Annotated in this window: 22 protein-coding genes and 1 tRNA gene; 9 read left to right on the plus strand and 14 right to left on the minus strand. The window is 30.3% G+C overall.

Translation table 11 applies throughout. The features are described 5' to 3' along the window. Positions 1 to 20: 20 nt before the first annotated feature. The 6 genes from ACKTSW_RS02210 to ACKTSW_RS02235 all read right to left on the minus strand — a co-directional run bounded on the left by ACKTSW_RS02210 (position 21) and on the right by ACKTSW_RS02235 (position 6601). The gene (locus ACKTSW_RS02210; protein WP_408023641.1) at positions 21 to 1739 is read right to left on the minus strand and encodes an adenosylcobalamin-dependent ribonucleoside-diphosphate reductase; all 1719 of its coding nucleotides are present in this window, start codon (positions 1737 to 1739) and stop codon (positions 21 to 23) included. Positions 1740 to 1797: 58 nt separating this feature from the next. Then, entirely contained in the window at positions 1798 to 2640 is an 843-nt protein-coding gene (locus tag ACKTSW_RS02215) for a universal stress protein (protein WP_408023642.1), read from the minus strand. Positions 2641 to 2731: 91 nt separating this feature from the next. Beyond that, a complete protein-coding gene (locus tag ACKTSW_RS02220; RefSeq protein ID WP_408023643.1) occupies positions 2732 to 3784 on the minus strand; it encodes a response regulator in 1053 nt (350 codons plus the stop codon). After that, complete coding sequence (locus tag ACKTSW_RS02225) at positions 3781 to 5004, minus strand: PAS domain-containing sensor histidine kinase (protein WP_408023644.1); 1224 nt, start codon at positions 5002 to 5004, stop codon at positions 3781 to 3783. The genes ACKTSW_RS02220 and ACKTSW_RS02225 overlap by 4 nt, the downstream gene beginning before the upstream one ends. Before the next feature lie 159 nt (positions 5005 to 5163). Further along, entirely contained in the window at positions 5164 to 5922 is a 759-nt protein-coding gene (locus tag ACKTSW_RS02230) for a sigma-70 RNA polymerase sigma factor region 4 domain-containing protein (protein ID WP_408023645.1), read from the minus strand. 292 nt (positions 5923 to 6214) lie between these two features. Continuing rightward, complete coding sequence (locus ACKTSW_RS02235) at positions 6215 to 6601, minus strand: hypothetical protein (RefSeq protein ID WP_408023646.1); 387 nt, start codon at positions 6599 to 6601, stop codon at positions 6215 to 6217. A 229-nt stretch (positions 6602 to 6830) separates the two neighbouring features. Here ACKTSW_RS02235 and ACKTSW_RS02240 point away from each other — a divergent pair, with 229 nt between their 5' ends. Further along, positions 6831 to 8270: a PAS domain-containing protein gene (locus ACKTSW_RS02240; RefSeq protein WP_408023647.1), complete on the plus strand. Its 1440-nt coding sequence runs from the start codon at positions 6831 to 6833 to the stop codon at positions 8268 to 8270. A 40-nt stretch (positions 8271 to 8310) separates the two neighbouring features. Here ACKTSW_RS02240 and ACKTSW_RS02245 read toward each other — a convergent pair whose 3' ends face one another. From ACKTSW_RS02245 to ACKTSW_RS02255, 3 genes are read right to left on the minus strand one after another with little or no spacing between them, the layout of a single operon-like run. After that, positions 8311 to 9303, minus strand: a complete 993-nt coding sequence (locus ACKTSW_RS02245; RefSeq protein ID WP_408023648.1) for an MlaD family protein — start codon at positions 9301 to 9303, stop codon at positions 8311 to 8313. 5 nt (positions 9304 to 9308) lie between these two features. Beyond that, the gene (locus ACKTSW_RS02250; RefSeq protein WP_408023649.1) at positions 9309 to 10046 is read right to left on the minus strand and encodes an ABC transporter ATP-binding protein; all 738 of its coding nucleotides are present in this window, start codon (positions 10044 to 10046) and stop codon (positions 9309 to 9311) included. Next, on the minus strand, positions 10043 to 10807 hold the full coding sequence (locus tag ACKTSW_RS02255; protein ID WP_408023650.1) for an MlaE family ABC transporter permease: 765 nt from the start codon (positions 10805 to 10807) through the stop codon (positions 10043 to 10045). The genes ACKTSW_RS02250 and ACKTSW_RS02255 overlap by 4 nt, the downstream gene beginning before the upstream one ends. A gap of 163 nt (positions 10808 to 10970) precedes the next feature. On the opposite strand from ACKTSW_RS02255, the gene ACKTSW_RS02260 reads away from it, so the two are divergent. After that, positions 10971 to 11762 carry a patatin-like phospholipase family protein gene (locus tag ACKTSW_RS02260; RefSeq protein ID WP_408023651.1) on the plus strand — a complete coding sequence of 264 codons (792 nt, stop codon included), beginning with the start codon at positions 10971 to 10973 and terminating at the stop codon, positions 11760 to 11762. 100 nt (positions 11763 to 11862) lie between these two features. Next, on the plus strand, positions 11863 to 12786 hold the full coding sequence (locus ACKTSW_RS02265; RefSeq protein WP_408023652.1) for a L,D-transpeptidase: 924 nt from the start codon (positions 11863 to 11865) through the stop codon (positions 12784 to 12786). A 14-nt stretch (positions 12787 to 12800) separates the two neighbouring features. On the opposite strand, the gene ACKTSW_RS02270 is transcribed toward ACKTSW_RS02265, so the two are convergent. After that, the gene (locus tag ACKTSW_RS02270; RefSeq protein WP_408023653.1) at positions 12801 to 13796 is read right to left on the minus strand and encodes a 2-hydroxyacid dehydrogenase; all 996 of its coding nucleotides are present in this window, start codon (positions 13794 to 13796) and stop codon (positions 12801 to 12803) included. A 1133-nt stretch (positions 13797 to 14929) separates the two neighbouring features. Here ACKTSW_RS02270 and ACKTSW_RS02275 point away from each other — a divergent pair. After that, complete coding sequence (locus tag ACKTSW_RS02275; protein ID WP_408023654.1) at positions 14930 to 15130, plus strand: Arm DNA-binding domain-containing protein; 201 nt, start codon at positions 14930 to 14932, stop codon at positions 15128 to 15130. A 375-nt stretch (positions 15131 to 15505) separates the two neighbouring features. Here the strand turns inward: ACKTSW_RS02275 and ACKTSW_RS02280 are convergent, their stop codons facing one another. The 4 genes from ACKTSW_RS02280 to ACKTSW_RS02295 all read right to left on the minus strand — a co-directional run bounded on the left by ACKTSW_RS02280 (position 15506) and on the right by ACKTSW_RS02295 (position 18600). Continuing rightward, positions 15506 to 16024 carry a hypothetical protein gene (locus tag ACKTSW_RS02280; RefSeq protein ID WP_408023655.1) on the minus strand — a complete coding sequence of 173 codons (519 nt, stop codon included), beginning with the start codon at positions 16022 to 16024 and terminating at the stop codon, positions 15506 to 15508. Then, positions 16017 to 17348, minus strand: a complete 1332-nt coding sequence (locus ACKTSW_RS02285) for an AAA family ATPase (protein WP_408023656.1) — start codon at positions 17346 to 17348, stop codon at positions 16017 to 16019. The genes ACKTSW_RS02280 and ACKTSW_RS02285 overlap by 8 nt, the downstream gene beginning before the upstream one ends. A 153-nt stretch (positions 17349 to 17501) precedes the next feature. Then, positions 17502 to 17575 (minus strand) — tRNA-Ile (locus tag ACKTSW_RS02290). Between the two features lie 53 nt (positions 17576 to 17628). Further along, positions 17629 to 18600 (minus strand): polyprenyl synthetase family protein, encoded by a 972-nt coding sequence (locus ACKTSW_RS02295; protein WP_408023657.1) that lies wholly within the window; start codon positions 18598 to 18600, stop codon positions 17629 to 17631. 125 nt (positions 18601 to 18725) lie between these two features. Here ACKTSW_RS02295 and ACKTSW_RS02300 point away from each other — a divergent pair, with 125 nt between their 5' ends. The 5 genes from ACKTSW_RS02300 (at position 18726) to ACKTSW_RS02320 (ending at position 25815) form a co-directional block, all read left to right on the plus strand. Beyond that, a complete protein-coding gene (locus ACKTSW_RS02300; protein WP_408023658.1) occupies positions 18726 to 19334 on the plus strand; it encodes a TetR/AcrR family transcriptional regulator in 609 nt (202 codons plus the stop codon). Between the two features lie 5 nt (positions 19335 to 19339). Beyond that, complete coding sequence (locus ACKTSW_RS02305) at positions 19340 to 20758, plus strand: TolC family protein (RefSeq protein ID WP_408023659.1); 1419 nt, start codon at positions 19340 to 19342, stop codon at positions 20756 to 20758. An 11-nt stretch (positions 20759 to 20769) separates the two neighbouring features. Then, the gene (locus ACKTSW_RS02310) at positions 20770 to 21945 is read left to right on the plus strand and encodes an efflux RND transporter periplasmic adaptor subunit (RefSeq protein WP_408023660.1); all 1176 of its coding nucleotides are present in this window, start codon (positions 20770 to 20772) and stop codon (positions 21943 to 21945) included. Between the two features lie 52 nt (positions 21946 to 21997). Further along, on the plus strand, positions 21998 to 22258 hold the full coding sequence (locus ACKTSW_RS02315) for a four helix bundle protein (RefSeq protein WP_408023661.1): 261 nt from the start codon (positions 21998 to 22000) through the stop codon (positions 22256 to 22258). A gap of 89 nt (positions 22259 to 22347) precedes the next feature. Continuing rightward, the gene (locus ACKTSW_RS02320; protein ID WP_408023662.1) at positions 22348 to 25815 is read left to right on the plus strand and encodes an efflux RND transporter permease subunit; all 3468 of its coding nucleotides are present in this window, start codon (positions 22348 to 22350) and stop codon (positions 25813 to 25815) included. The last annotated feature ends 18 nt before the right edge of the window (positions 25816 to 25833 follow it).

The following is a 25833-nucleotide window of genomic DNA, read 5'->3' on the forward strand; positions in this document are numbered from 1 at the left end:
TATATATCAGGTTTACTATGCTAACAATATTTGCTAGTGTTTAAATTACACTTTTGAAGCACTTGATGCTTTTTAGCTCCATATCTATAAATGGTAATACCTTTAAGTCCATATTTCCAAGCTGTTTTATAAATTTTTGAAATGTCATTTATAGTGGCTTGTTCAGGTAAATTAATGGTTTTAGAAACGGCATTATCTGTATACTGTTGAAATATTTTTTGATGTTTTAAGTGGTATTGCCAAGGAATTTCTAAGCTAGTTTGAAAAATAGATTTCACTTTTTCAGGAATTGAATTTATATTTTTAATACTTCCTTTTTCCAACACTTCCTTTTTGAGTTTGTTATTCCAAAGATTTAACATTTTCATTTTTCTAATAAAGGGCTCATTTATTTCAATTTGAGTTTGATTATTAAGGATGCCTACTCTTTTATAAGCTAAAGCAAATAAAGGTTCAATAGAGTATGTTGTATTTGCAATTACAGAAATGGTTCCAGTAGGGGCAATACTATTGCAGGTAGCATTTCTTATGGGAGTTTTGGTAAGCGTACTTTTACTCCAATTAGGGAATGCCCCTTTTTCCTTAGCTAAATTTTCAGAAGCTTTGTAACTTTCATTTTTAATAAAACGCATCAGAGTTTCTGCTAAACTTAGTGCTTTTTTTGAAGCATACGATATTTCTAATAAAATTAATAATTCAGCCCATCCCATAACTCCTAAGCCAATTTTTCTGTTAGATTTTGTAATAGCTTCAATTTCTGGTAGTAAATAATAATTGGTTGTAATAACATTGTCTAAAAAACGAATGGTTAGATGAATGGTTTCAGAAAGAGAGTTCCAGTCTAAAATATAATTATCATTCTTTACTGTAACCATTTTTGACAGGTTTATAGAACCTAAATTACAGCTTTCATAGTTTAATAAAGGAACTTCACCACAGGGATTTGTAGCTTCTATATACCCAATGGTTGGTGTAGGGTTATTTTTATTTATTGTGTCTAAAAAAATTATTCCAGGGTCTCCTGTATTCCAAGCTTCATTAACGATAAGTTTCCAAAGTAATTGAGCAGATATTGTTTTACTAACCTTTTTTGTTCTAGGATTAATCAATTGCCAATTTTGATTATTCTCTAGAGCAATCATAAAAGCATCAGGAATTCCTACAGAAATGTTGAAATTTTCAATCGCCTTTTTTGAAGACTTTGACTTTATGAATATTTCAATATCAGGATGATTAATGTTTAGAACTCCCATATTGGCACCTCTTCGTTTTCCTCCTTGTTTTACATACTCTGTGGCGGCATCGTATATTTTTATAAAAGCAACTGGTCCAGATGATGTACCACTATTAGAGCTAACTAAGTCTTCTTTGGGGCGCAACTTAGAAAAATTAAACCCTGTACCACCTCCACTTTGGTGTATTAGCGCAGCGTTTTTTAAGGTAGTAAAAACACTATCCATACTATCTTCTATAGGTAATACAAAACAAGCACTCAATTGCCCCTTTTTACTTCCAGCATTCATAAGTGTAGGAGAGTTGGGCAAAAATTTTAAACTGCTTAAAAGGATGTAAAACTGTTGTTCGTAAAAAGTCTTTTTCTTTTCACAACTTGAAATATGTTTTGCTACTCGTATAAACATTTCATTGGGAGATTCTATTAGCTTCCCTTTCTCATCTTTTAATAAGTAGCGGTTTTCTAGAATTTGAATAGCATTGTTGGTAAGTGTATTCGTATTCATGTATAAGTTAATTTTTAATATATATAATCAAATAATTATTGATTAATTTTTATAAATGTTATTCATGAAGAACCAAAAAAGGAATATCTGTATGATAACTTATTTGTTCAGTTTTAGTATGAAATAGAATTTGTTGGAAATAATTTAAATTCTTGGCAACCATTGCTATAATGTTAATGTTTCTACTTTCAACAAAGCATTGTATTCCTTTTTCTACTTTCTTATTGGTTAAAAAGTGATAGCTATAATTAAAGCCATCAAAAAAATCACCCATTAATTCTTTGCAAGCCTTTTGATCCGTGTTTAATTGCTCTTCTTTATGACCGATATGAAGAATTCGTAAGCAAGAATTATTACTTTTTAAAATGTCTAAAATGGGTTGTAAAGTTTGTATATCATACGAAATAGCAAAATCAGTTGGGAAAGCCATTTCTCTTAATGCTGAATATGTAGCATTTTTAGGAACCACTAATGTGGTACATTTTACTTTGGTTATAACATCTCCAGTATTACTACCAACAATAAACTCTTTTAAGGCTGTAGCTCCTTGAGTACCCATAACTATTAGGGTTATTTTTTTTTCTAAAACATGTTTTCGTACAGATTCTATAAAAAAGCCATAATTAGTAAGTGTATAAAACCTATGTTTTCTGTTATGAGATACTTCTTTAGAAATTCGTTTTAATATTTTTTTTAATTGTTTCTTTGCTGGGTTTGTGTGAGTGTCTTCTATGTTTTTTGGGTCGAACCAAAGCATATTTTCTTCTTGGTAGCCACTTATATTGTTATTAACATATAGTATGTAAAAATTACAGCTTGTTTCAGCAAAAAAATCAAGTCCATATTTTAACGCATTCCATGAATTTTCAGAAAAATCTGTTAGAAATAAAATATTCTTCATTATTTAAATTCCTCTTTTATCAGAGTAAATCTAAAAGGAAAATATTTTTCAAAAAATGATATTGGTCATGACCGTATTTATACTAAAAAAATTAACAGAGATATTGAAGTTTTTCAATGTCTACGATTTTGATATTTCTCCCTTCAATTTCTATTATACCTTGTTTCTTAAAGGTAGACATTGTTCTGATTAAAGTTTCGGTGGCAATTCCAGCAACACTAGCTAAATCACTTCGTGAAATACTTATAGGGTCTTCTGGTTTACGATTTAGTTTTTCAGCAAATTTAAGAATGGTTGATGCTGTTTTTTTATGTACAGAACTATATGCCATTTGTAGTAATTGATTTTTCATGCCTTTAAGACTATCTGTTAACAGTTGCATGAGTTCTAAAGTTACTTTATGGTTTTTATTTAAAATGTTTTTAAGCTCACTTTTAGGAATACTTATTACTTGGGCATCTTTTATTGCCGTAGCTGTTTCTTGGTATGGAATGTTTTGGGTAAAAGAGGAGTATCCAAATAAATCATTTTCTTTATATAATTCAGTAATTAATTCCTTTCCTTGTTCGTCAAGTTTATAGCATTTAATAATGCCTTTTAAGACTAAGTAAATTAAGTTAGAATTGTCTCCTTCTTTATAAACTATATCATTTTGCTTGTAATTATGAAGGGAACCATTTTTCTCTAAAAAAGCTTTTAAATCACCTAAGGTTTGTATTTCTTCTATGTTATTATGTGTATTATTTTGAGACATTTCTCTTTCTTCCTTTAGTATAGTAGCTTTTGCAATACGACTTTCTATTGTATTGATAAGTTCTTCTTCATTAAAAGGTTTGGTAAGGTAATCATCAGCTCCCATATTCATACCTTTTCTTATGTCTTGTCGTTCAGTTTTTGCCGATAGAAAAACGAATGGAATATGTTTTGTTGTGTTATGCTTTGTTAGTTCTTGAAACACACTATAACCATCCATTTCTGGCATTAAAATATCGCAAACAATTATATCAGGAAGCACTTTAATAGCTTTATCTAAACCAATTTTTCCATTAGAAGCAGTTATTACTTCGTAGTTTGAGAGTTCCAATAGTTCTGAGGTGTTTTCTCTTAAAATAACATCATCCTCTATTAATAGTACTTTTTTCATGATTTTGTACTGTTAGGTAGTTCTATAGTAAAAACAGTTCCTTTTTGTTCTGTACTATCAAAATAAACTTTACCATTTAAATTTTCCATATGGTTTTTGACAATATTTAACCCAATACCTGTTCCCTGAGTATGTAAAGTATTTTTTGCTCTAAAATAACGGTTAAATATATTTTTTTTGTCTTCTTGGGGAATTCCTATACCGTTGTCCTTTACTTTAAATACTGTTTTAGTATCATCTTGAGTAATTGAGATGTTTATTTCAGTATTTTCTGACGAGTATTTTACGGCATTATGTATCAAGTTTGATAACGCTAATTCTACAATTTTCTCATCTTGATATAAAGAAAAAGAGTCTATATCTTTTGGGTAATTAATCTTTTGCCCTTCTTTCAATAGCATATTAGCGTTATAAACAACTTCGTTTACCACTTTACTTAATTTAAATGTACTTGGAGAATATTTTATCTTACCTTTTTCAAGCCTCTCCATAGTTAAGAAGTCATTTAATATGTTGTTGAGGTAATGTACTTTACCTGATATGATTTTAATATGTTTGTCACGTTTCTTTTGCTGTTCTGTTAGTTTATATTTACTTAATAGTATAGCGGAGGTTAGAATATTACTTAGAGGAGTTTTAAATTCATGAGAAACTAAAGATAGAAATCTTGATTTTAGCTCATTAAGGTCTTTTTCTTTTTTTAGTGCCAATTTAGCTTCTTTTTCAGCCTTAATACGTTTTTTGTTTTCAGCTTCCAATGCAAGAATCATATTTTTTAATTCATAGGTTCTTTTTGATACTTTTTTTTCTAGGTTTTCATTTAATGATTTAATTTTTTGTTCTTGCTCTTTACGGGTTGAAATGTCTATAACTAATGCCATAACATATTTTTTTCCATAAATATAAAAAGGGTTTAACCCCGCTTCTACAGGAAATATACTACCATCTTTTCGGACACCAGAAATATCTCTACCTTGCCCCATTTGACGATTTTCCTGTTGTTTCATAAAGCTTTTAAAATGAGTTTGATGTTCTTTATGATGGTTTTTGGGAATTAAAGTATTAAGAGGTTGCTTTATAAGTTCCCCTTTGTTGTAACCAAACATTTTTTCAGTAGCATCATTTACCTCAACAATATTCTGATAACTATCAACTACTATAACACCTTCAGAAATTGAACCCAAAAGAATATCAAAAATATCTTGATCTTGTTGAAACATGATAGTTAAGTTAGTTTGATAATGGGTTTAATTTACCTAAAATTAGAGTAATAACCAAGATGCTTATAAAACAAAAGTAGAACTGGTGTTTTAGTACAAATGATTTATATCATGTATAAGAGCTTGTAAAGCTGCTATTTTTATTTTACTATATTGGTATTATATATCATCAGTTAAGTACCTATTAAAAAAGCTCTTTCGTAATTCGTTTCTTGTTTCCTCTATTAATCGATTTACTTCTTTTTGGGTAATCCCTTTAATTATTGAAATTTCATCTACATTAAAATTATACTTAGAATAAAGCTCAAAAACTGATTGCATATGTAACGGAAATTTGTGTAGTATCATCTGCATATGTTTTTGTGTTTTAGCGTCGCTTAATTCTTTATCAAGTTTGTCTATATAATTTTGTTCGTCGTCTTCAACAAAAACATGATTTAAAGTATAATCATTCTTATGGAAAGAGCTGTCGTCTAATTCATCCATCATTAATAAATCACCTTCAGCATCAGCACTAAATTTTTCTTCCATTTCATCCCATTCAAGTTTAGAGTAATCATCAATATTTTTAAAAAAGAGCTCATCAAATTCTTCTTCTTCGATAATGTTTTCTAATAATTGATTGGTTTTTCGAAAAAGCCACAAATAGAAGTCTTCGGCTTTTTTTACTTCTTCGATATGTTCATAAACTTCTATAAATAGTTGGTCGACAAAATCGTCGGGCTTGTACTTGTTTTTAGAAAAATGCCCTTTTTTAATAGCGGCAACTAATCGCTGTTTAACGTACTTTCTAATACTTGGTAAAACTTTCAATATTAGTTTATTGAAAGTTTCCTTATCTTTTTTTTCTTTTGATTTAAGGAGGTCAGGGAATATTTGTGCTACAAATAAGTGAAACTCTCGCTGTAGGTAATTCATTTTAGTGCTTTTTCTGTTTTTAATTAAAGGATAATCTATTTACCAGACGTTAAAATCTTTTTATCTTCTTCATAAACTTCCTTTGAAATCTTACCTTTCGAGAAGCGTTTTTTTAAAATACCTAACGAACTATCCTTTTTTGTTTTTGGAAAGGAGAGATTGTATGATATCGCGAACAGGCAGATAATAAAAATAATCCATAAAAACCACCATATAACATGTATGTCAAAGTAATATCTGTAGTAATGCATGATTTCTATTTTTTAGTTAAATACTTTTTGGAGGTATGTTGTTATTTTTTATCATTCGAAATATTCTTGGTGCTCATATTTTCCAGACAAGATTGTAAGCATTCATTACTTATGATACCTTTTTGATGCATCATTTGCAACATGTTATGTATCTTAATACTGTCATTCATTATTTGGTGCATCATATTTTTATTTCCCATGATGTTATTCATCATCATATTATTATGCATTATCATTTGTATTACATGTTCATTATTGTATATAGTCTCCATGAATTCTGTCATGTATTCATGATCTTTTGCAATAGATTTAAAAATTCTCTCTTTTGTTTCTTGATTTTCAAGAATCTTATCTACATCTGGTTTTTGATTACAACTAATTAGCAATTGGAATCCAAATATTAATGAAAGAATTATTGATTTTTTCATGGTATTAAATTTTGTAGTATATATGTTATATTAATCATGATATTGGTAACTAAGGTAAAATGAACTTTTTTTATTTGAAATGATATTCGTCATATATAAAGAATGTATAGAAAGAAATATTGGTAATGATTATTTATGTAAATTTACTGATATATAGTGGTTTAGGTAATATTTGTCATTTTAGGTATTACCGAAGCTCAATACATTGATATGTTAAAATAGAATATAAATGAAAATCCCATTAGAAAGAAAAAACCTCTACGGTTACATCATAAATAGTATAATGGTTATAGTGCTTGGTGTCATTTATTGGAAACAAATGAATGCTACTGGTAGTAGTTTGTGGAATTGGATTTCATTGGCATTAATAATTGTTATTTTAGGGATGCTTACAACAGTGTTCTTTATTTTAAAAGCACAACTCAAAGCTAAAAAGAAATCGGAAGCAGCGCTTTTAAAGAGCCAAAAATTATTACAATCAATAATAAACAATACGGCTAATGCTATTTCTGTAAAAAAGATAAATGGTGAATATATATTGGTAAATGAGAAGTATCAATCTTTTTTTGGGGGGTCAGAGAAAAATTTAATAGGAAAAACGAACCACGATATTTTACCTAAAGAAATTGCAGATAGGTATCTTGAAGCTGATTTAGAGGTCATAAAAGCAGGGGAGGAAATTCAAATAGAAGAAATAGTAGAACAATCTGATGGGCCACACACATATTTATCTGTTAAATTTCCTTTATTTGACATTTCCAATAGGGTATATGCCATTGGGAACATTTCTACAGATATTACTGAAAGGAAGGTAATTACAGAGTCACAAAAAGCAGCAGATACTTTCTTTAATATTTCAATAGACAGTCTTGTTATTGCCTCTAATAAGAGGTTTCTAAAAGTAAATCCATCATTAAGCAACCTTTTAGGATATACTACAGAGGAACTGATAAGCAATCCATTTGCTAATTATATTTTTCCTGATGACCTTGAAATGACAGAAGAAGCTATTAAAAAATTAGAAAGTGGAGCTAATCTAGTAAGTTTTAACAATCGATGGATATGTAAAGACGGAAGTGTTAAATGGTTGTCTTGGAATGCTACTTCTGATATGAATACAGGAAGATTGTATGCTGTTGTAAGAGATATTACCAAAGATCTAATACTTCAAGAAGAGAATGAAAGAAGAATGAATGAATTATATGAGAATCAACAAAAATTAAACATGATTCTAGAAAATATTAGTGATGGAGTATTAGTTGCGAATACCAATAAACAGGTTATATTGGCCAATGAGGTAGCAAATGAGCTTTTTGGGATAGAAGATGATTCTAAAATATCTATAGATTTTTCAGATCATTTTAAAGTGTTAAACCCACATGGAGGGAGGACTTTTCCAGCACAAAATCTTCCAGCAGAACAAGCTTTGGGAGGTAAGATTACCAACGACATTGATGTGTTATTAATGAACAAAGAGACGAATGATATTAGAAGGGTTTTATTGAGTGGAAGACCTATAATTGATAATGAAAATAATATAGCAGCAGTAGTTGTAACGATTAAAGATATAAGCAGGTATAAAATGTTGGAGGAAGAATTGGAAAAAAAAGACCAAGAGTCGAGAAGAAGAATTGGTTTTAAGAGTACTGACTCCAAAAAGAAAAAATAATTTACTTATAACAATATAGCTCTCCTAAAAAAGGAATGCATTAGTTGTTTGATTTCTTTTCAGCTTTTTTCTTTTCCTTTTCTAATTTTCTAAAATAACCTCGTGTTAAAAAATTATGCTTAAAAGCTTCCATGTTTTCATTAAATTTTTCTGTTCCTTCATTTATATTTTTAAGTGTAGATTTTAGACTATTTACTAAGGAAGTGTCTTTTGTGATATAATTAAAAGCACCTTTACTAGAGTTAACATCGCGAACTAAAACATTAATATTACCAATAAGGCTATCAACTTTTGAGCTTGAAACTTCTAAATTGGCTACAACAGTTTTTAGTTTGTTGCCTGAAATCGTATCATTCATTAACATGCCTAAAACGGTATCATCGTTTGTTTTTAACGAAACTATCATATGGTTTAATTCGTTAACAGTATTTGATGCTCCCTGGCTTACTTTTTTAAGATTGTCAACAGATTGTTTTAAATCTTTAGCCAAAAGCGTATCATTTAATAAAACACCTAAAGCACCCTTTCCTTCTAATAATTTATTGGTTATTTTTAAAAGATCTACAGTAAGTTTTGCAGCATTTTTATTGGTAATATTTAAGGTGTTTAAAATATCATCAGTTCCAAGCTTATTGGAAGACTTAATAACATCACCATTGCTAATTGCTGTCTCTAATCTTTCTCCTGACACTATGTTTACAAGCATATTGCCTACGAGTCCATCTGAGCCTATTGTTGCTACTGCATCTTTATGTATATGACCAGCTATTTTTTTGTCAATAACCATATCTACTTTAATAGTAGAATCGTTAATCATGGTTATTTCTTTTACTGTTCCTATATCAATTCCTGAATAACGAACATTATTACCGTTTTGTAATCCATTAACATTTTGAAAGTAAGCACTAATAGTAAAGTTTTTTTTAAACATACTTTGTCGTTGTCCGATAAGATAAATAACGACAAGAAAAATAATGGTGCCTATAGATACAAATAATCCCAATCTAAATTTTTGTGAGTTTGTTTTTTTCATGATACTTATTTAAAAAAAGCTTTAACTTTTGGGTCTTTAGAATTGGATAATTCCTTAAACGTTCCAGTTGCATAATCGATACCATCAATAAGTAATATCATTCTGTCCGATATAACTCGCGCACAGTCTACATCATGGGTAATAATAAGCGATGATGTATTGTATTTCTTTTGAATATCTTGCATTAAGATAATAATTTCTTTCGCAGTAATAGGATCTAATCCACTTGTTGGTTCGTCGTATAAAATAATTTTTGGTTGTAAGATAAGTGTTCGGGCTAAAGCAACTCGTCGTTTCATCCCTCCAGACAATTCAGAGGGCATCATATCTATGGCGGTTGCCAGTCCAACATTTTCTAAAGCTTCAACAACCAACTTTTCAGTATCAATTAGTTTTTCATTCTTTTTTGTATGGCCACGTAATGGGAATTCTAAATTCTCACGTACGGTCATAGAATCATATAAAGCACTTCCTTGAAATAAAAAGCCTATGTCAGCTCTTAGAACATCTAAGGCCTCTTGATTTAGGGTAGTAATATCATGATGCATTACAGAAATAATTCCTTTATCAGCTTCTATTAAGCCAACTAAACATTTAATCATAACAGACTTTCCTGAGCCAGATCTTCCCATAATTACAAGGTTCTCACCTTCATAAAGCTGCATGTTAAATCCTTTAAGCACCTGGTTGTCTCCAAAGGCTTTGTATAAGTCTTTAATTTCTAGAACTACTTTTTTACTCATAATTCAAAAAAGATATCAGTTACAAAAACGGCTATAAAATCAATAATAAAGAGTAATAAAGATGCAGTTACTACGGCTGTGTTTGTAGCTTTACCTACACCAGCGGTTCCTTTTTTACAATTATAACCTTTAAAACAACCTATAAGCCCTATTGCAGCTCCAAAGAAGAACGATTTTATTGTGGCTGGAACCACATCTCCAAATTTCAAAGCATCTAGTACTTGATTAAAAAACAATACAAAAGAGACATTTCCTTTTGCGTTCTCAACTAAAAAGGATCCAAAAAGGGCAATGGTATCGGCTATAATTATTAACAATGGGAGCATAAAAGTAACAGCTAAAATTCGAGTAACTACTAAATATTTAAAAGGGTTTATGCCAGATACTTCCATTGCGTCTATTTGTTCGGTAACACGCATAGAACCTAATTCTGCACTAATCCCAGAACCTATTTTTCCTGCACATACTAAAGCTGTAATAATTGGGCCTATTTCTCTAACAATTGAGATGCTAACCATAGAGGGCATCCAAGATACAGCACCAAATTCCATTAAAGTAGGGCGAGTTTGTAAGGTTAGTACTAATCCGATTATAAAACCAGTAATACTCACTAAAAGTAACGAACGATTGCCTATTTGATAGCATTGTTGTAGTAGTTCCTTTAATTCAAAAGGCTGTTTAAAGGTTTCCTTAAAAAAACGGGAGGTAAAAAGAGATAATTCTCCAATCTCTATAAAAAAAGACTTTAGCTGCTTAGTCATGACATCAAAGCGTAGCATAAGTTAGGTTTAATGTTATAATCAAATGTATTTGAATCAAATGGTGTTCAAAATGATAAAAATCATATGGTGAAACTGATAGATATCATTTCAAATGAAATATTTTGATTATAAATTTAAGTATAAAATTTTAAATAAATATGTTATGAGTATAGGTTTAGTTCTTTCAGGTGGAGGCAGTAGGGGGATTGCCCATGTTGGAACGATAAAGGCATTAGAAGAGTTTGGTCTTTTTCCAACACATATTTCTGGGTCTAGTGTAGGTGCTATAGTTGGTTCGTTGTATGCTTATGGTTATGGTTGGGAAGAGATGTTAGAGTTTTTTAAAAGTGTTCAAATATTTGATATTAAAAAATATGCATTTAGAAAACCAGGGCTTATCGATACTGAAAAGTTTTATAAACAGTTTAATACTTATTTAAATGAAGACAGCTTTAGTCATCTTAAAAAGCCATTAGTAATTACAGCGACAGATATTTTAAATGGAACTCTAAAAACATTTAATAGAGGAGAACTGATAAGACCAGTATTAGGATCTGCAGCTTTTCCTGGTGTTTTTGCTCCTGTTAAAATTAACAGCTCTTATTATATAGATGGAGGAACTCTTAATAACTTTCCTGTGGAGTTATTAAAACCAGAATGCGATATTATAATAGGCAGTTATGTTAATGGTTTTAATACTATAACAATTAAAGATTTAAAATATTCTCATAATGTTATGAAACGTGCTTTTAGGCTAAAGTATTTTAAGGATGATTATGTGAAATTTAATGACTGTACACTGGTAATTTCACCTAAAGAGATAAGCAAGTATGGTATTTTTGATAAAAAACATCTTAATGAAATTTTCAATATTGGTTATAATGAAGCAGTAGAGGGGCTTACAAATCATTTTATGTTTAACCAAGAGACAAAATTAAAGAAAGCTATAAACTGATAATTGTCATTTAAAAATGCTACTAACAAACTTATCTTTACTAAATAATCACAATGATTATAAAGACTTTATTATATGTAAATACAGATAAAATCAAAAAATGCTTAAGATATTTAAAATAACTTCCGTCCTTGCCTTTTTGATTATCTTAAAGCTACACTTTCCTGATGATAAAAATATAATTTCAAAGGAAAAATCAATAGATAATAAAGTTTTACTTCAATCTACTTTGCCTGTTGTGGTTAAAGTTCATAACAACATTATTGTTGAGAATTATTTTGAGTATTTAGATTCTATTGTTAAAAAGTATGATTCGTTAGTTCCTTATATGTTAACAGAACATCTTTTGGTTAGGTCAAATCCTTGGATTATAGATACACTTCAAAATACTGATTATTATAGGATGAAAGCTATAGATTCTTTTGTTTATGATCAGAAAAAAATGATTGTCTTGCCCAAAGGAGCGTTAATAGTTATTCCTGATTCTATAACTTCAAAAAAGATACTCGATTCTTTTCAAAGAACTAGTATCGATATTAACATTCCAGAATTTAGACTTAAGATATATGAAGATTCTTTGAAGTTGTATGATTTTCCTATAAGAGTAGGGAAAAATGAGGAGAAATATCTTAAAATGTCCGATAGAGTAGAGGATTTAAAAACAAAAACGGGAAAAGGTTTTATAGTAAATCATATTCGTAAACCACGATATGCAAATCCAGTTAACAACTTTGAGTACTTAACAACCAAAAGAGATGATAATAGAATAACTAAGCTCCCTCAAATTCCTTTTATAGAAACAGAAATAAATGGATTACGCTATGGACAAATGATACACCCAACAACTAATCCAACAACTTTAGGAAAAGCATACTCTAATGGCTGTATTGGAACAAAAGAGGCAGACGCTTGGGTTATTTATTATTATGCACCTATAGGTACGAAAATAGAGATAAGGTATGATTTAGAGGTATTAGACGAAGAAAGAAATAAAAAGTATTTAAAAAATATTTATAAAAGGTAATTTTTTATTTAACACTACACATTAGTTAATTCATTTTCTGTTGTTTTATTCTCTTGCCAACAATTTAAATTATAAATAGTGGTTTCAGCAATGTTGGTTATCGCTTCTTTGGTTAGAAAGGCATGATGGCCAGTAATGAGTACGTTTGGCATTGCTATTAACTTCATTAAAAGAAGATCTTCAAGAGCTTTTTGAGAATCGTTACTAAAAAAAACACCTTTTTCTTTTTCGTATACATCAATACCTAAAGCACCAATTTTCCCCTTTTCTAACCCTGCTATTATATGTTCTGTATTTATAATAGCACCTCTAGCTGTATTTATAATAATAACACCTTCCTTCATTTCAGAAATCAAGCTATCGTTAATCAAGTGATAAGTTTCAGTAGTTAAAGGTGTGTGCAAAGAAATTACATCAGCCTCTTTACATAGGGTTTTTAAAGGTGCATATTGCAACTGATAAGAATTCACTAATTTTTTACTTTCCTTAATATCATATCCCAGTAACTTACACCCAAAACCATGCATAATTTTACACATAACCGAACCTATTTTTCCTGTTCCAACAATGCCTATTGTTTTGTTGTTTAAGTCAAAACCAAGAAGGTTGTCTTGAGTAAAATTAAAATTACTTATACGTTTATTAGACTCTATCAGTTTTCTATTTAAAGCTAATAATAATGCAGTAGCATGTTCAGCAATAGCATAAGGTGAATAAGCAGGTACATTTGCAACCTTTATGTTTAGGTTAGATGCCGCTTTTAAATCTATATTGTCGTATCCAGCAGACCTTAAAGTAATGTGCTTAATGTTTAACTCATTTAGTTTTTCAAGAATAACAGCATTAGCTTCATCTGCTGCGAATATAGATATTGCATCATACCCCGTAGATAACATTACGGTCTTTAAAGATAAAGCTTCTTTTATAAATGTTAGTTCATGTTTTTCTTTGTTCGCTTTTTCTAAATAAGGGATCTCAATTTTTTTTGAACTATATACAAGTACTTTCATAGGTAAGAAAATGAATTAAACAGCCTCTAAATTATTAATTCAAGAATTGAAGGACAATGATATTTATCATTCACAAATAGGGAGGTAATTAAATATTTTCTTTTAAAAGAAAGTATTTACCCTTATCAGTAATACTAATTCGGAAAAATTATAAAAGATTTGCAAAAAAACAAGACTAAAATTAAAATGAGTAGACCCACTAAAAAATGGCTATATGTTAGTTCTAAATAAATACATAATTAGAGCTTGGTTTCCTATTTGCAACTCTTAGCTTTTCAACACTTTATTAGACACTCCTTCAAATTCTTCTAAAGTTTTGTCGCTAGGCATACCAATCATAAATAAGTTTTCCTCTTTTTCTTGTATTTAGATACAATATCTCTTTTGAACCTTTTGAGAAATGAGAGGCTGTTAGGCTTAGAAGCTAACATTGAAAAAATTAGTAAAACAAAGGAGGTTATAATTAAAATAGCTATAATTTTAACACTAAAGTTGATTGAGGTAATGTAGTCTCTAGTAAGTACCAAAAGATTTTCGAGGACCTTTTCTAGTAGTGTATATGCTTGTATTTTTATGAAAATCGGTTTCTTTGGTAGTCATGGCAGTCATCTTTATAAAGTTTATGCGATAAAAGTTTACTAAGAGCACTTTAGTTTGTGAAGAGTTGTAATTTAGTTTCATTTACTAATCTAAAAGGTACTGTAAAGTTAAGTCGTTTGTGATTTGTTAATTTATTTTTTCAGAGTGAAAAAAATACTTCTCGAGGAGTGCTTTAAATTTACAAAAAAATACGTTTTTTTATTACTTGGGTGTTGGAAATGAGTTTTAGGTTAAAGAAGATTAAAAAAATAGATGAATTAACAGAATTCCATTAATATTAATTAGTGAAAACAAAAAAGCTTCACAAAAAGTGAAGCTTTAAAGGTGGTCCCACATGGGCTACCTTTTTTGTTTAATACAGTTTTTTAATATTTAACTCTATGTAATACAGTAATTAAAGACTTTTTGTTAGTGGTGTTTAATCAAAATTAATTAAATTGTACGAAACAAATATCCCCCTATACCCCCTTTTTTTAATGAAAAAATTCTAGGTATATAATGGGTTAAGTTAACTTAAATTAAAGAAAATTAAATTGCAATATTCATTCACACTACGAAAAGATAAGATCAATAAAGATGGGTTGATTCCAGTTAGGTTATTAATTACAGTCAATGGAGAAAGGGCAAGAAAGAATGTTCCTGGGGTAAAGGTAAGACTCAAAGATTGGAAAAATGAAAGGATAAAACCGAATCTTAAAAATGTAAGAAGTCTCTTACTTAATCAAATGTACTAAAAATATGTTGTTTAATAACTAGACTGTTTTGGATAGGTTTGTTATTTTAGTATCAAATTTTTAACTTCTTATAACTATGTTAATGCAAAAAAATAATCCCTCAGAAAATCTAAGAATAATAGCAGACAATTTACAATCAAAAATTTTTACAGCTGTATTCATAGTTTTAATATTGATTATAGTTTATTTTTCTCTTAGAAAGTATATAAGGAACTGGTTTAATAATTTTTAGAGATAAAAGAAACCCTGTTAAGATCAATCAAATGAACATTAGAGGAAGGAATATTTGAGTTCTTGGTGTTTTAATAGGTGAGAAATAAAATAGCATTTAAAGTTAAAGTTTAAGTAATTAGGCTTGGTAGACTGGATGAGTATTTAATTGAAAAACAACTCAAAAAGTTGTTTGGCTTTTATAGCTTTAAATTGACTGTTTAAAACTGGGTGTGACCTAAATAAATATCTTCTTGCTTGTTGTATATAATTATCTTCGAAAATAATATAGTAAGTATTAGATGTTGGAGTAAATTGCCCCAAGTTAGATTCTGCCCCACGAACTTTTTGTGTAAAGCTTTTTTTGTCGCCTAAAGAAGCAAAAGTCGTACAATTACACTTTAATTCAACTAGTTGAATTAATGTCTCTTTACGAACTAAAGTATTTTCAATAATAAAAATAATATCAATTGATTTATATTGTCTTCTACCTGCTGTTCTAGAAATTTCCCCTTCTAATTTATCTCCATCTATAACTGTTATTTCCTTATCCTTAAAGGAAGATGATGATGAATTACAGCCTTCCTTAGTTAAAATGGAATATATGTCCTCAAGAATATTAGGGTAATTAACGGCAAGAGGATATTTTATTGTTAACTCTTTGTTGTATTTAAAATTACTCATCTTCACTGCCATATAAGTCCATCCTGTCTAGAGCAATATTAAAGGATTCAAATATAGGTTCTATGTCTGTTCCTAAATCCTTGTAATTGTAAAGGTTGGATTTTTTATTTTCTTTTTCAGCTAAATAAAAATTTAATTTTTCAAGTGTTTTTTCTTTTTCAGCTATAATTTTTAATGCACTTACCATGTCCGGATTGTGACTTGCAATAAAAAAACTAACCCCAATATGCTTATTTAATAAAACTATTAGGCGAGCATATTCGATAATCCATTGAGGATGGAGATGAGATTCAGGTTCATCAATAATTAAAAGTGTCTTATTATTGATAGTTCCGTTTTTTAACAAAAGTTGGATTATACTAAATGATTTTATGCCAGTTGCACAGTCTAGTAAGTTAAATGTTTTTCCATCAGGTCTTTTGAATACAAAATCATTCATGCCAAGAATAGAATCGTCGAGGACAACGTCACCATTGATAATCTCTTTAGAAATCAAATTAGAGAAAAATTCATTTTTATTTTTCTTATATGGTTCTCTAAGTGCGTTCTCTAAATCATCCCAGTGATTACTATCAAAGGTATCTATTCCAATGGTCATAGGAGTGTCTATGTATACAGTGTTTTGGATGGAGTAAGGAATAGAAAGGTTATTTTTATTTAATGATACTATTTCGCTACCAAGTTCAAAAACACTGAAGGTTTGTGGAAGTTTAGTGTCGTGGAAAGCATTTCTTAATCCTTCCTTAAAAAGATTAGTAGTTCTGTTTTCAAGTTGTCCAAAAGCTTTTTGGAAATGAAAATTTATTAAACCTTTTATTTTTGAGAAAGGATTTTTGTCATTTGAAGATTTAGAATTTGATTCTTCTATAACTATATCCTCAGCTATGTAATCTAATCTTTTGTAAAAAGCATCATTTGGGATGGAACTAAGTGTAACTGCTAGTTCTACTCTTTCAATAAACTCAACCCATTCATTTAATAAGTTTTGATCTACTTTGTAATATCTAGTACGTTCTCTTAAATGCGATAAATCATTATATAGTTCGGTTCTAGAGTATCTGTTTTTGCCTCTTCTGGAAATTTCAATAAGCGTAATATCTAAAAATCGATAAACACTATTTAATTCTGAATCAAGTTTTCTAGATACTAATGAATCATAGTTAGAAATTGTACGATATAAATAGTATAATAACTTTGAGAGTGTGCTTTTTCCACACCCATTTTCTCCTGCGACTACTGTTATGCCATCAATTACTATGTCAGCATTATTTATAGCTCTGAAGTTTTTAGTTATTACTCTAATTTTATTTTTTGTGTTTTCCATTAGCCTACTTAATAGTAAAAAGAATTCTCAAACAAATGTAACTAGAAAAAAATAATTAATAGGAAATATTAACTTAGTTATAAAAAAAGAGCCCCTGATTGTCCCCCTGTTTGAAAAAAAAACTCATAATCTATTGATTATGAGTTTTTAAAGTGGTCCCACATGGACTCGAACCATGGACCACCTGATTATGAGTCAGGTGCTCTAACCAACTGAGCTATAGGACCCTTTAAATTTGGACTGCAAAAATAAAATAATTTTTCAAATAAAAAGCTTTTTTTTAAACTTTTCTGCTCATTAAATTTTTACCAAAAACACGTAAGCCCTCTTTTTGTTTACTAGTAATAGTAAGGTGCTCGAGGCTTTCAAATGACTTATTTGTATAATACTCAATAAGTTTGTGTGTTTCTTGAGGAATGTTATTTTCTTTAAAAATGTTAGAAACAGTAGCTATTTTCTCAGTATTATTTTTTTGTTTTTCGTTATAAAGGCGTAATAAATTTTCTTTGTCGGTATTATTAGCTAGCTCTAAAGCTTTTAAATAAAGGAATGTTTTTTTATTTTCAATAATATCGCCACCAACTTGTTTTCCAAAAGATTTAGAATCACCAAAAGTATCCAAGTAATCATCTTGTAACTGAAAAGCAATACCTAAGTTTAGACCATAGTCATATAAATGTTGTGCTTGTTCTTCATCAGCTTTTGCTACAATTGCCCCCATTTTTAAAGCCGCAGCAACTAAAACGGATGTTTTTAATGTAATCATCTTAATATATTCATCAATGGTTACATCATTTCTAGTTTCGAAATCTACATCTAACTGTTGACCGTCACAAACTTCAAGGGCTGTTTTGCTAAATAACTTAGCTAGCTTCTGAAAAACAGTAGATTCATAGTTTTCAAAATATTGATAGGCTAAAATAAGCATTGCATCACCAGATAAAATCCCCGTATTTATATTCCACTTTTCATGTACAGTTTCCTTTCCTCTTCTCAAAGGAGCATCATCCATAATATCATCGTGTACTAAAGTAAAATTATGAAAAACTTCAACAGCCAATGCAGCAGGTAATGCTCTTTGATAATCGTTTGAAAAAACATCAGCAGCAATTAAAGTTAACATTGGTCGAATTCTTTTACCTCCTAATTGTAGGATGTATTCTATCGGTTCATAAAGATTTTTAGGCTCTCTCGAAACCTTTTGAGATTCTAAATAAGATATAAAGTCTGATTGATATAATAATATGTCCAAATCTAAAAATTTTTGTAAAAATACGGTAAACATAATTTTTAATTATAAAGGAATGGTAAAAAAGATTAAAACTTAGGAAACTTTTTTTGTTTCTAGAGTTTCCTGTTGTACTTTTGCAAGCAATTGTGAAAGATAAAATTATAGATAAGGCAGGTGAGATGTTTTTAACCCTAGGGTTTAAAAGCGCAACGATGGATGATATAGCGAAAGAGCTTGGTGTGTCAAAAAAGACATTATACAAGTACTTTCCTAACAAAACGGCTTTAGTTGATGCGAGTACTGAGGCGGTTCATAATACAATAAGTGAAGCTATTGACAAGGTTAAAAGTCAAAATTACAATGCGGTAGAAGAAGAGTTTGCAGTAAAAGCAATTTTTAAAGAAATGTTTAAGAATGCAAAAACGTCTCCTATGTATCAGTTAAAAAAGTACTATCCAGAAACCTATACAAAGCTAGCAGAAAGAGAGGTGTGCATGTTTAGAGATTGTAATATAGATAATTTAGAAAAAGGCGTTAACCAAGGATTATATAGAGCAGAAATAAAGAGTGATCTTTTAGTAAACTTTTATTTCACATTGGTCTTTGGGGTGTTTGAAAGTGAATTATACAGTAACGACATGCAAGAAGTTATGCAGATGGAGTATGAAATTTTAGAATATCATATAAGAGCTATTGCTACAGAAAAGGGAGTAAAAGAATTAGAAAAACAATTAAAAAACATAAATCTAAACTAAAAACAATGAGGAAATACATATACAGTGTATTTGTGTTCTTTTTTATAGGGAGTATTACCGCCCAAGAACAAGAAAAAGAAATGAGTTTATCAATGCAAGAAGCGATTGATTATGCTATAAAAAACAGTTACGAAAATAAAGTCTCTTTAAATAATATAGAGGCAGCCAAAAAGAGAAAATGGGAAACAACTACAATAGGTTTACCACAAATTAATGGAAAAGTTGATTATCAAAACTGGATAAAACAACAAGTGTCTTTATTACCAGTTGCAGCTTTTGATAATACCCAAAGTACAATAGATATTGTAGAAGAATATTTTGATGGTGCTGTAAGAAATGGAAAAGAAGTAACAACACCAACAGGTTTTATTCCTTTACGATTTGGAACAAAACAAACAATGAATGCATCGGTAACTTTAACTCAGTTGTTGTTCGATGGTTCTTATTTAGTAGGGCTACAATCGGCAAAAACATATTTGAAAATATCAGAACAGGCAAAAGAAAAAACAGAATTAGCAACACGTGAAGCTGTTATCAATGCTTACGGAAATGTATTGGTTACTGAAAAATCAATTGAGATTTTAGAGAATAACAAAAAAATATTAGAGAAAAACTTGAATGAAACTCAAAAAACCTACGATAATGGGTTGACAGAGTTAGAAAACGTAGAACAATTGCAAATTACTTTAGGAAACGTTGAAAGCAACTTAAGAAATGCTGAACGATTAAAAGAAATTGCATATCAAATGTTAAATGTTTCACTAGGAAATACAATTAAAACACAATTAACCTTAACCTCCACCTTAGATAATTTGGTTGTTGACAATACCGATTTAAGCTTATTAGCTGCTCAATTTAATATTGATAATCATATTGATTTTAAAATAGCTCAAAACGATAGAGAAAGTAAGCGCTTATTAATGAAGTTAGAGCAAAGTAAGGCATTACCTAGCCTATCAACATTTATCAATTACGGAGCTAATGCCAACTCAGACGATTTTAATTTCTTAGACAGCAATCAAAAATGGTTTGACTATTCATTATTTGGGGTGAGTTTAAATGTACCTATTTTCAGTAGTTTGGGAAGAAGTTCAAGAACAGCACAAGCAAAAATAGCATTAGAAAATGCAGATATTCGATTAGAAGAAGCAAAGCAAAAGTTAAACTTACAAGTAGAAAGAGCTAAAAGTGAGTATCAATTAGGAATTGAAAACTACGAAACAGCTAAGAAAAATTTAGCGTTAGCTGAACGAATAGAAAAAAAGCAACAAGTAAAGTTTTTTGAAGGAATCTCTTCAAGCTTCGATTTACTACAAGCACAAAACCAGTTATATACACAACAGAACAATTATGTACAATCAATGTTGAACGTAATAGCTAAAAAGGCACAATTAGAAAACGCATTAAACATACCACTAAAATAAAATCAACTATAATGAGAAAAATATATTCACTATTCTTAATTACATTGCTTTTAGCCTCATGTGGAGGTAAAAAAGAGAAGTCTGTACAAGACGTAATAGCATCTAACGATTTAGCCAAAATTAGAGAGAAAAAAGCATCGTTAGATACACAAATGCAAACACTATCTGATGAAATTAAAATTTTAAATGATAAAATTTCTGAATTAGATACAAACAAAAAAATTCCATTAATTACAGTTCTTTCAGCAAAGGAAGAAGCTTTTAATCACTATTTAGAATTACAGGGAGCAGTACAAACAAAGCAAAATGTATTAATCTACCCAGAAATGCCAGGGCTTCTAGTACGTATTTACGTGAAAGAAGGTCAGTATGTTAAAAAAGGACAAACCTTAGCAAAAATTGACGATGGAGGTTTAGCAAATCAATTAGCTCAAATAGAGGCACAAGCTGCATTAGCAGAAACGACATATAAGCGTCAAAAGCGTTTGTGGGATCAAAAAATAGGGTCTGAAATTCAGTTTTTACAAGCAAAAACAAATTATGAAGCACAAACCAATGCGGTTAGTCAATTAAGAAGACAGTTGGCAAAATCGGTAATTACAGCACCTTTTTCAGGAGTGATTGATGACGTAATAAAAGAGCAAGGAACTGTAGTAGCACCAGGAATGGGATCGGAAGTTTTTAGAATTGTAAACCTAAAAAACATGTATATCGAAACAGATGTACCTGAAAGTTATATTACATCTATTAAAAAAGGAAAAAATGTAGAGGTTGAGTTTCCTGTATTAGGAGAGAAATTAACTTCTAAAATTCGTCAAGCAGGCAACTTTATTAACCCAGCAAATAGAACGTTTAAGGTAGAAGTAGGAGTGCCTAACCATGAAGGTAAGATTAAGCCTAATTTAACAGCTAAATTAAAAATCAATGATTATTCTAATGAAAAAGCAATTTTAATTCCGCAAAGTATTATTTCAGAAAACGCAAATGGTGAGCAATATGTGTATGTGGTAGAAGATATAAAAGATCAGGTGGGAACTGCTAAACAAACAATTATAACTACAGGGAAAACACAAGAAGATATTATTGAAGTTTTAAGCGGAATTGAAAGCGGGACAAAAATTATAAAAGAAGGAGCTCGTAGTGTAAAAAATGGACAGGAGGTTAAGGTGTTAGCTGTTAGTCAATAGTTTTTTGGTCGGTAGAATGAAAGAAATTAAATTCCAGTTCGAAAATTTAAAAATGTATCAAAAATCACTTGATTTTGTAGATATTGTTTATAAAGTTAGCAATACGTTTCCAAAAGAAGAAAACTATCGATTAACGTCACAATTCATAAGGGCAGCCACTTCTGTTGCATTAAATATTGCAGAAGGCTCAGGAGATACAAACCCGCAATTTTCTAGATTTTTGCAAATAGCATTAGGTTCTGTTAAAGAATGTGTGGTTTGTGTAGCAATCGCTAAAAATCAAAAAGTATATTTCAATAGAAGAAGAAAATAATTTAAGAGAAAGATTAGAAGAATTATCAAAGATGATAAGCAGTCTCCAAAAGTATCTTAAAAACACTAACGACTAAAAACTAAAGTCTAATGACTGATAAAAAACAAAAAAAACAAGTAGATAAAGAGTTTGGTTTGTCTTCTTGGGCAATAAATAATAAAACAACCATCTACGTAATGATGGTTATGATACTTATAACAGGTATTTCTGCCTTTTTAAGTATGCCAAGAGAAAATTTCCCAGAAATTAGAGAAACCAAAATTTATATAAGTTCTCTGTATCCAGGAAATACAGCTGAAGATATCGAGAAATTAATTACCGATCCGTTAGAAGATAGACTTAAAACGGTAAGTAATGTAGTAGAAATTACGTCTACATCGCAGGAGGATTATTCGATGGTAGTAGTTGAGTTTGACGAAAACATATCAGTAGATCAAGCTAAACAAAAGATAAAAGATGAAATAGATCAAGAAACGTCTGGAGAAGATTGGCCCACGTTTAATGGAGCTAAAGTAGAACCGAATGTTTTTGAGCTAAGTATTTCTGAAGAAATGCCAATTTTAAACATCAACATTTCTGGAGATTATCCAGTAGATAAATTAAAAGAATTTGGGGAGTATTTAGAAGATGAAATAGAAGATTTACAAGAAATTAAAAAAGTAGATATTCGTGGAGCAGAAGAAAAAGAAGTTGAGGTAGCTGTTGATATTTACAAAATGATGGCAGCACAAGTAAGTTTCCAAGATGTAATTAACGCAATTAACGGAGGCAACTTAACAATGTCGGCAGGTAATTTAATTGCTAGTGGACAGCGACGTACTGTTAGAATTTTAGGAGAAATTGAAGACCCGAAAGAGTTACAAGACTTTGTTGTAAAATCAGAAAGAGGAAACTCAATTTACCTTAAAGACATAGCAAAGGTTTCTTTTAAAGATAAAGATAAAACTACCTATGCACGTGAGTTTGGAGAAGCAGTAGTTATGCTGGATGTTAAAAAACGTTCAGGAAAAAACATGGTAGAGGCTGCTGAAAAAATTCAGAAAATAGTAGAAGATACCAAAGCCAATATATTTCCAAGTAATTTAAAAGTAACCGTCGCTAACGATCAATCTTCAAAAACTATTGGTCAGGTAGATGATTTGGTAAATAATATCATCTTTGGGGTTATCCTAGTAGTATTAGTATTAATGTTCTTCTTAGGGTTCAAAAACGCCTTATTTGTTGGATTTGCCATTCCTATGTCAATGTTCATGTCATTAATGATATTGAGTTGGCTAGGATATACCATGAACACCATGATTCTTTTCGGGTTAATTATGGGACTAGGAATGTTGGTAGATAACGGAATCGTAGTAGTTGAAAATGTATATCGTTTAATGGATGAAGGTATGCCTAGAATTGAAGCTGCTAAAAAGGGAATTGGAGAAATTGCATTTCCAATTATTATCTCTACAGCAACAACAGTAGCAGCATTTATTCCATTAGGAATGTGGCCAGGAACCATGGGACAGTTTATGATTTATTTCCCTGTAACATTATCTGTAGTATTAGGTTCATCATTATTTGTGGCAATATTTTTTAACTCTGTGCTAGTATCGCAGTTTATGAGTGTTGAAGATAAAAACATGCCTTTAAGACGTATTATTATCTTATCGGCTACTATGGCAATTATAGGTTTGCTAATTGCGCTATTAGGAGGAACGTACAAAGCATTGGGAACGGTAATGATTTTTACAGCTATTATGTTGTGGATTTACCGATTAGCTTTACGTCCATGGGCAAATCGTTTTCAAAATACAGTATTACCGCGTTGGGAACGTTTTTATGAAAGAATGTTGAGAGCAGCCTTAAGAGGATGGAGACCATACATTATTTCTTTAGGTACTTTAGTCTTGTTATTTATTGCTTTTGGAGGTTTTGGAGCCTCAATAGGAAGTCAACGTACTAAAGTTGAGTTTTTCCCAGACAACACACCAAACCAGATTATTGTGTATATCGAGTATCCTCAAGGAACTGATATTGAAAAGACAAATCTGATAATGAAAGATTTGGAAGAGCGTGTATATAAAGTATTAAACTCACCAGAATATGTTGATAACGGTTATAATTTCTTAGTAGAAAGTGCCGTTTCACAAGTAGGAGCAGGATCAGGAAACCCACAAACAGATGGAGGTTCAACTGCGGAAATGCCTCATAAAGGAAAAATTACTGCTTCCATGCGTGAATACAAATATCGTAGAGGAGCAGATAGTAAAGAGTTACAAAAGAAGGTAACCGAAGCTTTACGTGGAATTTATCCAGGGTTAGAAATTTCAGTTGAAAAAGAAGCGGTAGGTCCACCAGCAGGATATCCTATTAATATCGAATTAGAAGGAAATGATTATGCAGAGTTAATTAATACTGCTGAAAAGATGAGGGACTTTATCAATTCAAAAAGTATTGCAGGTATTGATGAGTTAAAGATTGATGTAAACAAATCTAAACCATCAATGTTGGTAAATGTTGATCGTAAAAAAGCTGGAGAATTAGGAGTGAGTTCTTCGCAAGTTGGAAGCCAGTTGCGTAATGCTATTTTTGGTTCGAAAGCAGGAGTTTATAAAGAAGATGGTGATGATTATGATATCTACGTTCGCTTTAACAAAGAAAACAGATATAATAAAAGTGCAATTTTCAATCAAAAAATTACTTTTAGAGATATGTCTTCAGGTACCATTAAAGAAATTCCTGTATCTGCAGTAGCAAAACAAACAAATACCTCAGGGTTTAGTGCTATTAAGCATAAAGATGTAAAAAGAGTGGTAACGGTATATTCAGCTTTAGCTCCAGGGTATACAGATGCTGCAGCCATTGTATCAAAAATTCAAAATGAAATGAAAATGTTTACTGAAAAACCAGATTCAGTAAAAGTGGATTACACAGGGCAGATTGAAGAACAAGAGAAGCAAATGGCATTCTTAATGAAAGCATTTTTTGGCGGATTAGGATTAATTTTCTTGATTTTAATTTTCCAGTTTAACTCTGTTTCTAAGCCAGCAATTATCATGCTAGCTATCTTTTTAAGTTTAATAGGTGTATTTGGAGGGTTAATCATTACAGCAAAACCATTCGTAATTATGATGACTATGATGGGGATTATTTCCCTTGCAGGAATTGTGGTAAATAATGGAGTAGTACTGCTAGATTATACACAGCTACTTATAGACCGTAAAAAAGCAGCATATGGGCTATCAACAGATGAGTTTGTAGATATAAATACGCTTAGTGAAGCCATTATTAGAGGAGGTAAAGCACGTTTACGACCAGTATTATTAACGGCAATCACAACCATTTTAGGGTTAATTCCATTAGCAACAGGGCTAAATATTAATTTTTTCACCTTAGCTAGTGAGTTAAATCCGCATATATATGTAGGAGGGGACAATGTAATTTTCTGGGGCCCATTAGCATGGACTGTTATTTACGGATTATTCATAGCAACCTTCTTAACATTAATTGTAGTGCCGATATTATTCTACTTAATCACTAAGTTCAAAATGTGGTTACGTAGCGTTTTATAATTGATTTTTAGTTAACTG

Origin of the sequence: Tenacibaculum sediminilitoris, from assembly GCF_964513795.1 — a bacterium.
GTDB classification, from domain to species: domain Bacteria; phylum Bacteroidota; class Bacteroidia; order Flavobacteriales; family Flavobacteriaceae; genus Polaribacter; species Polaribacter sediminilitoris.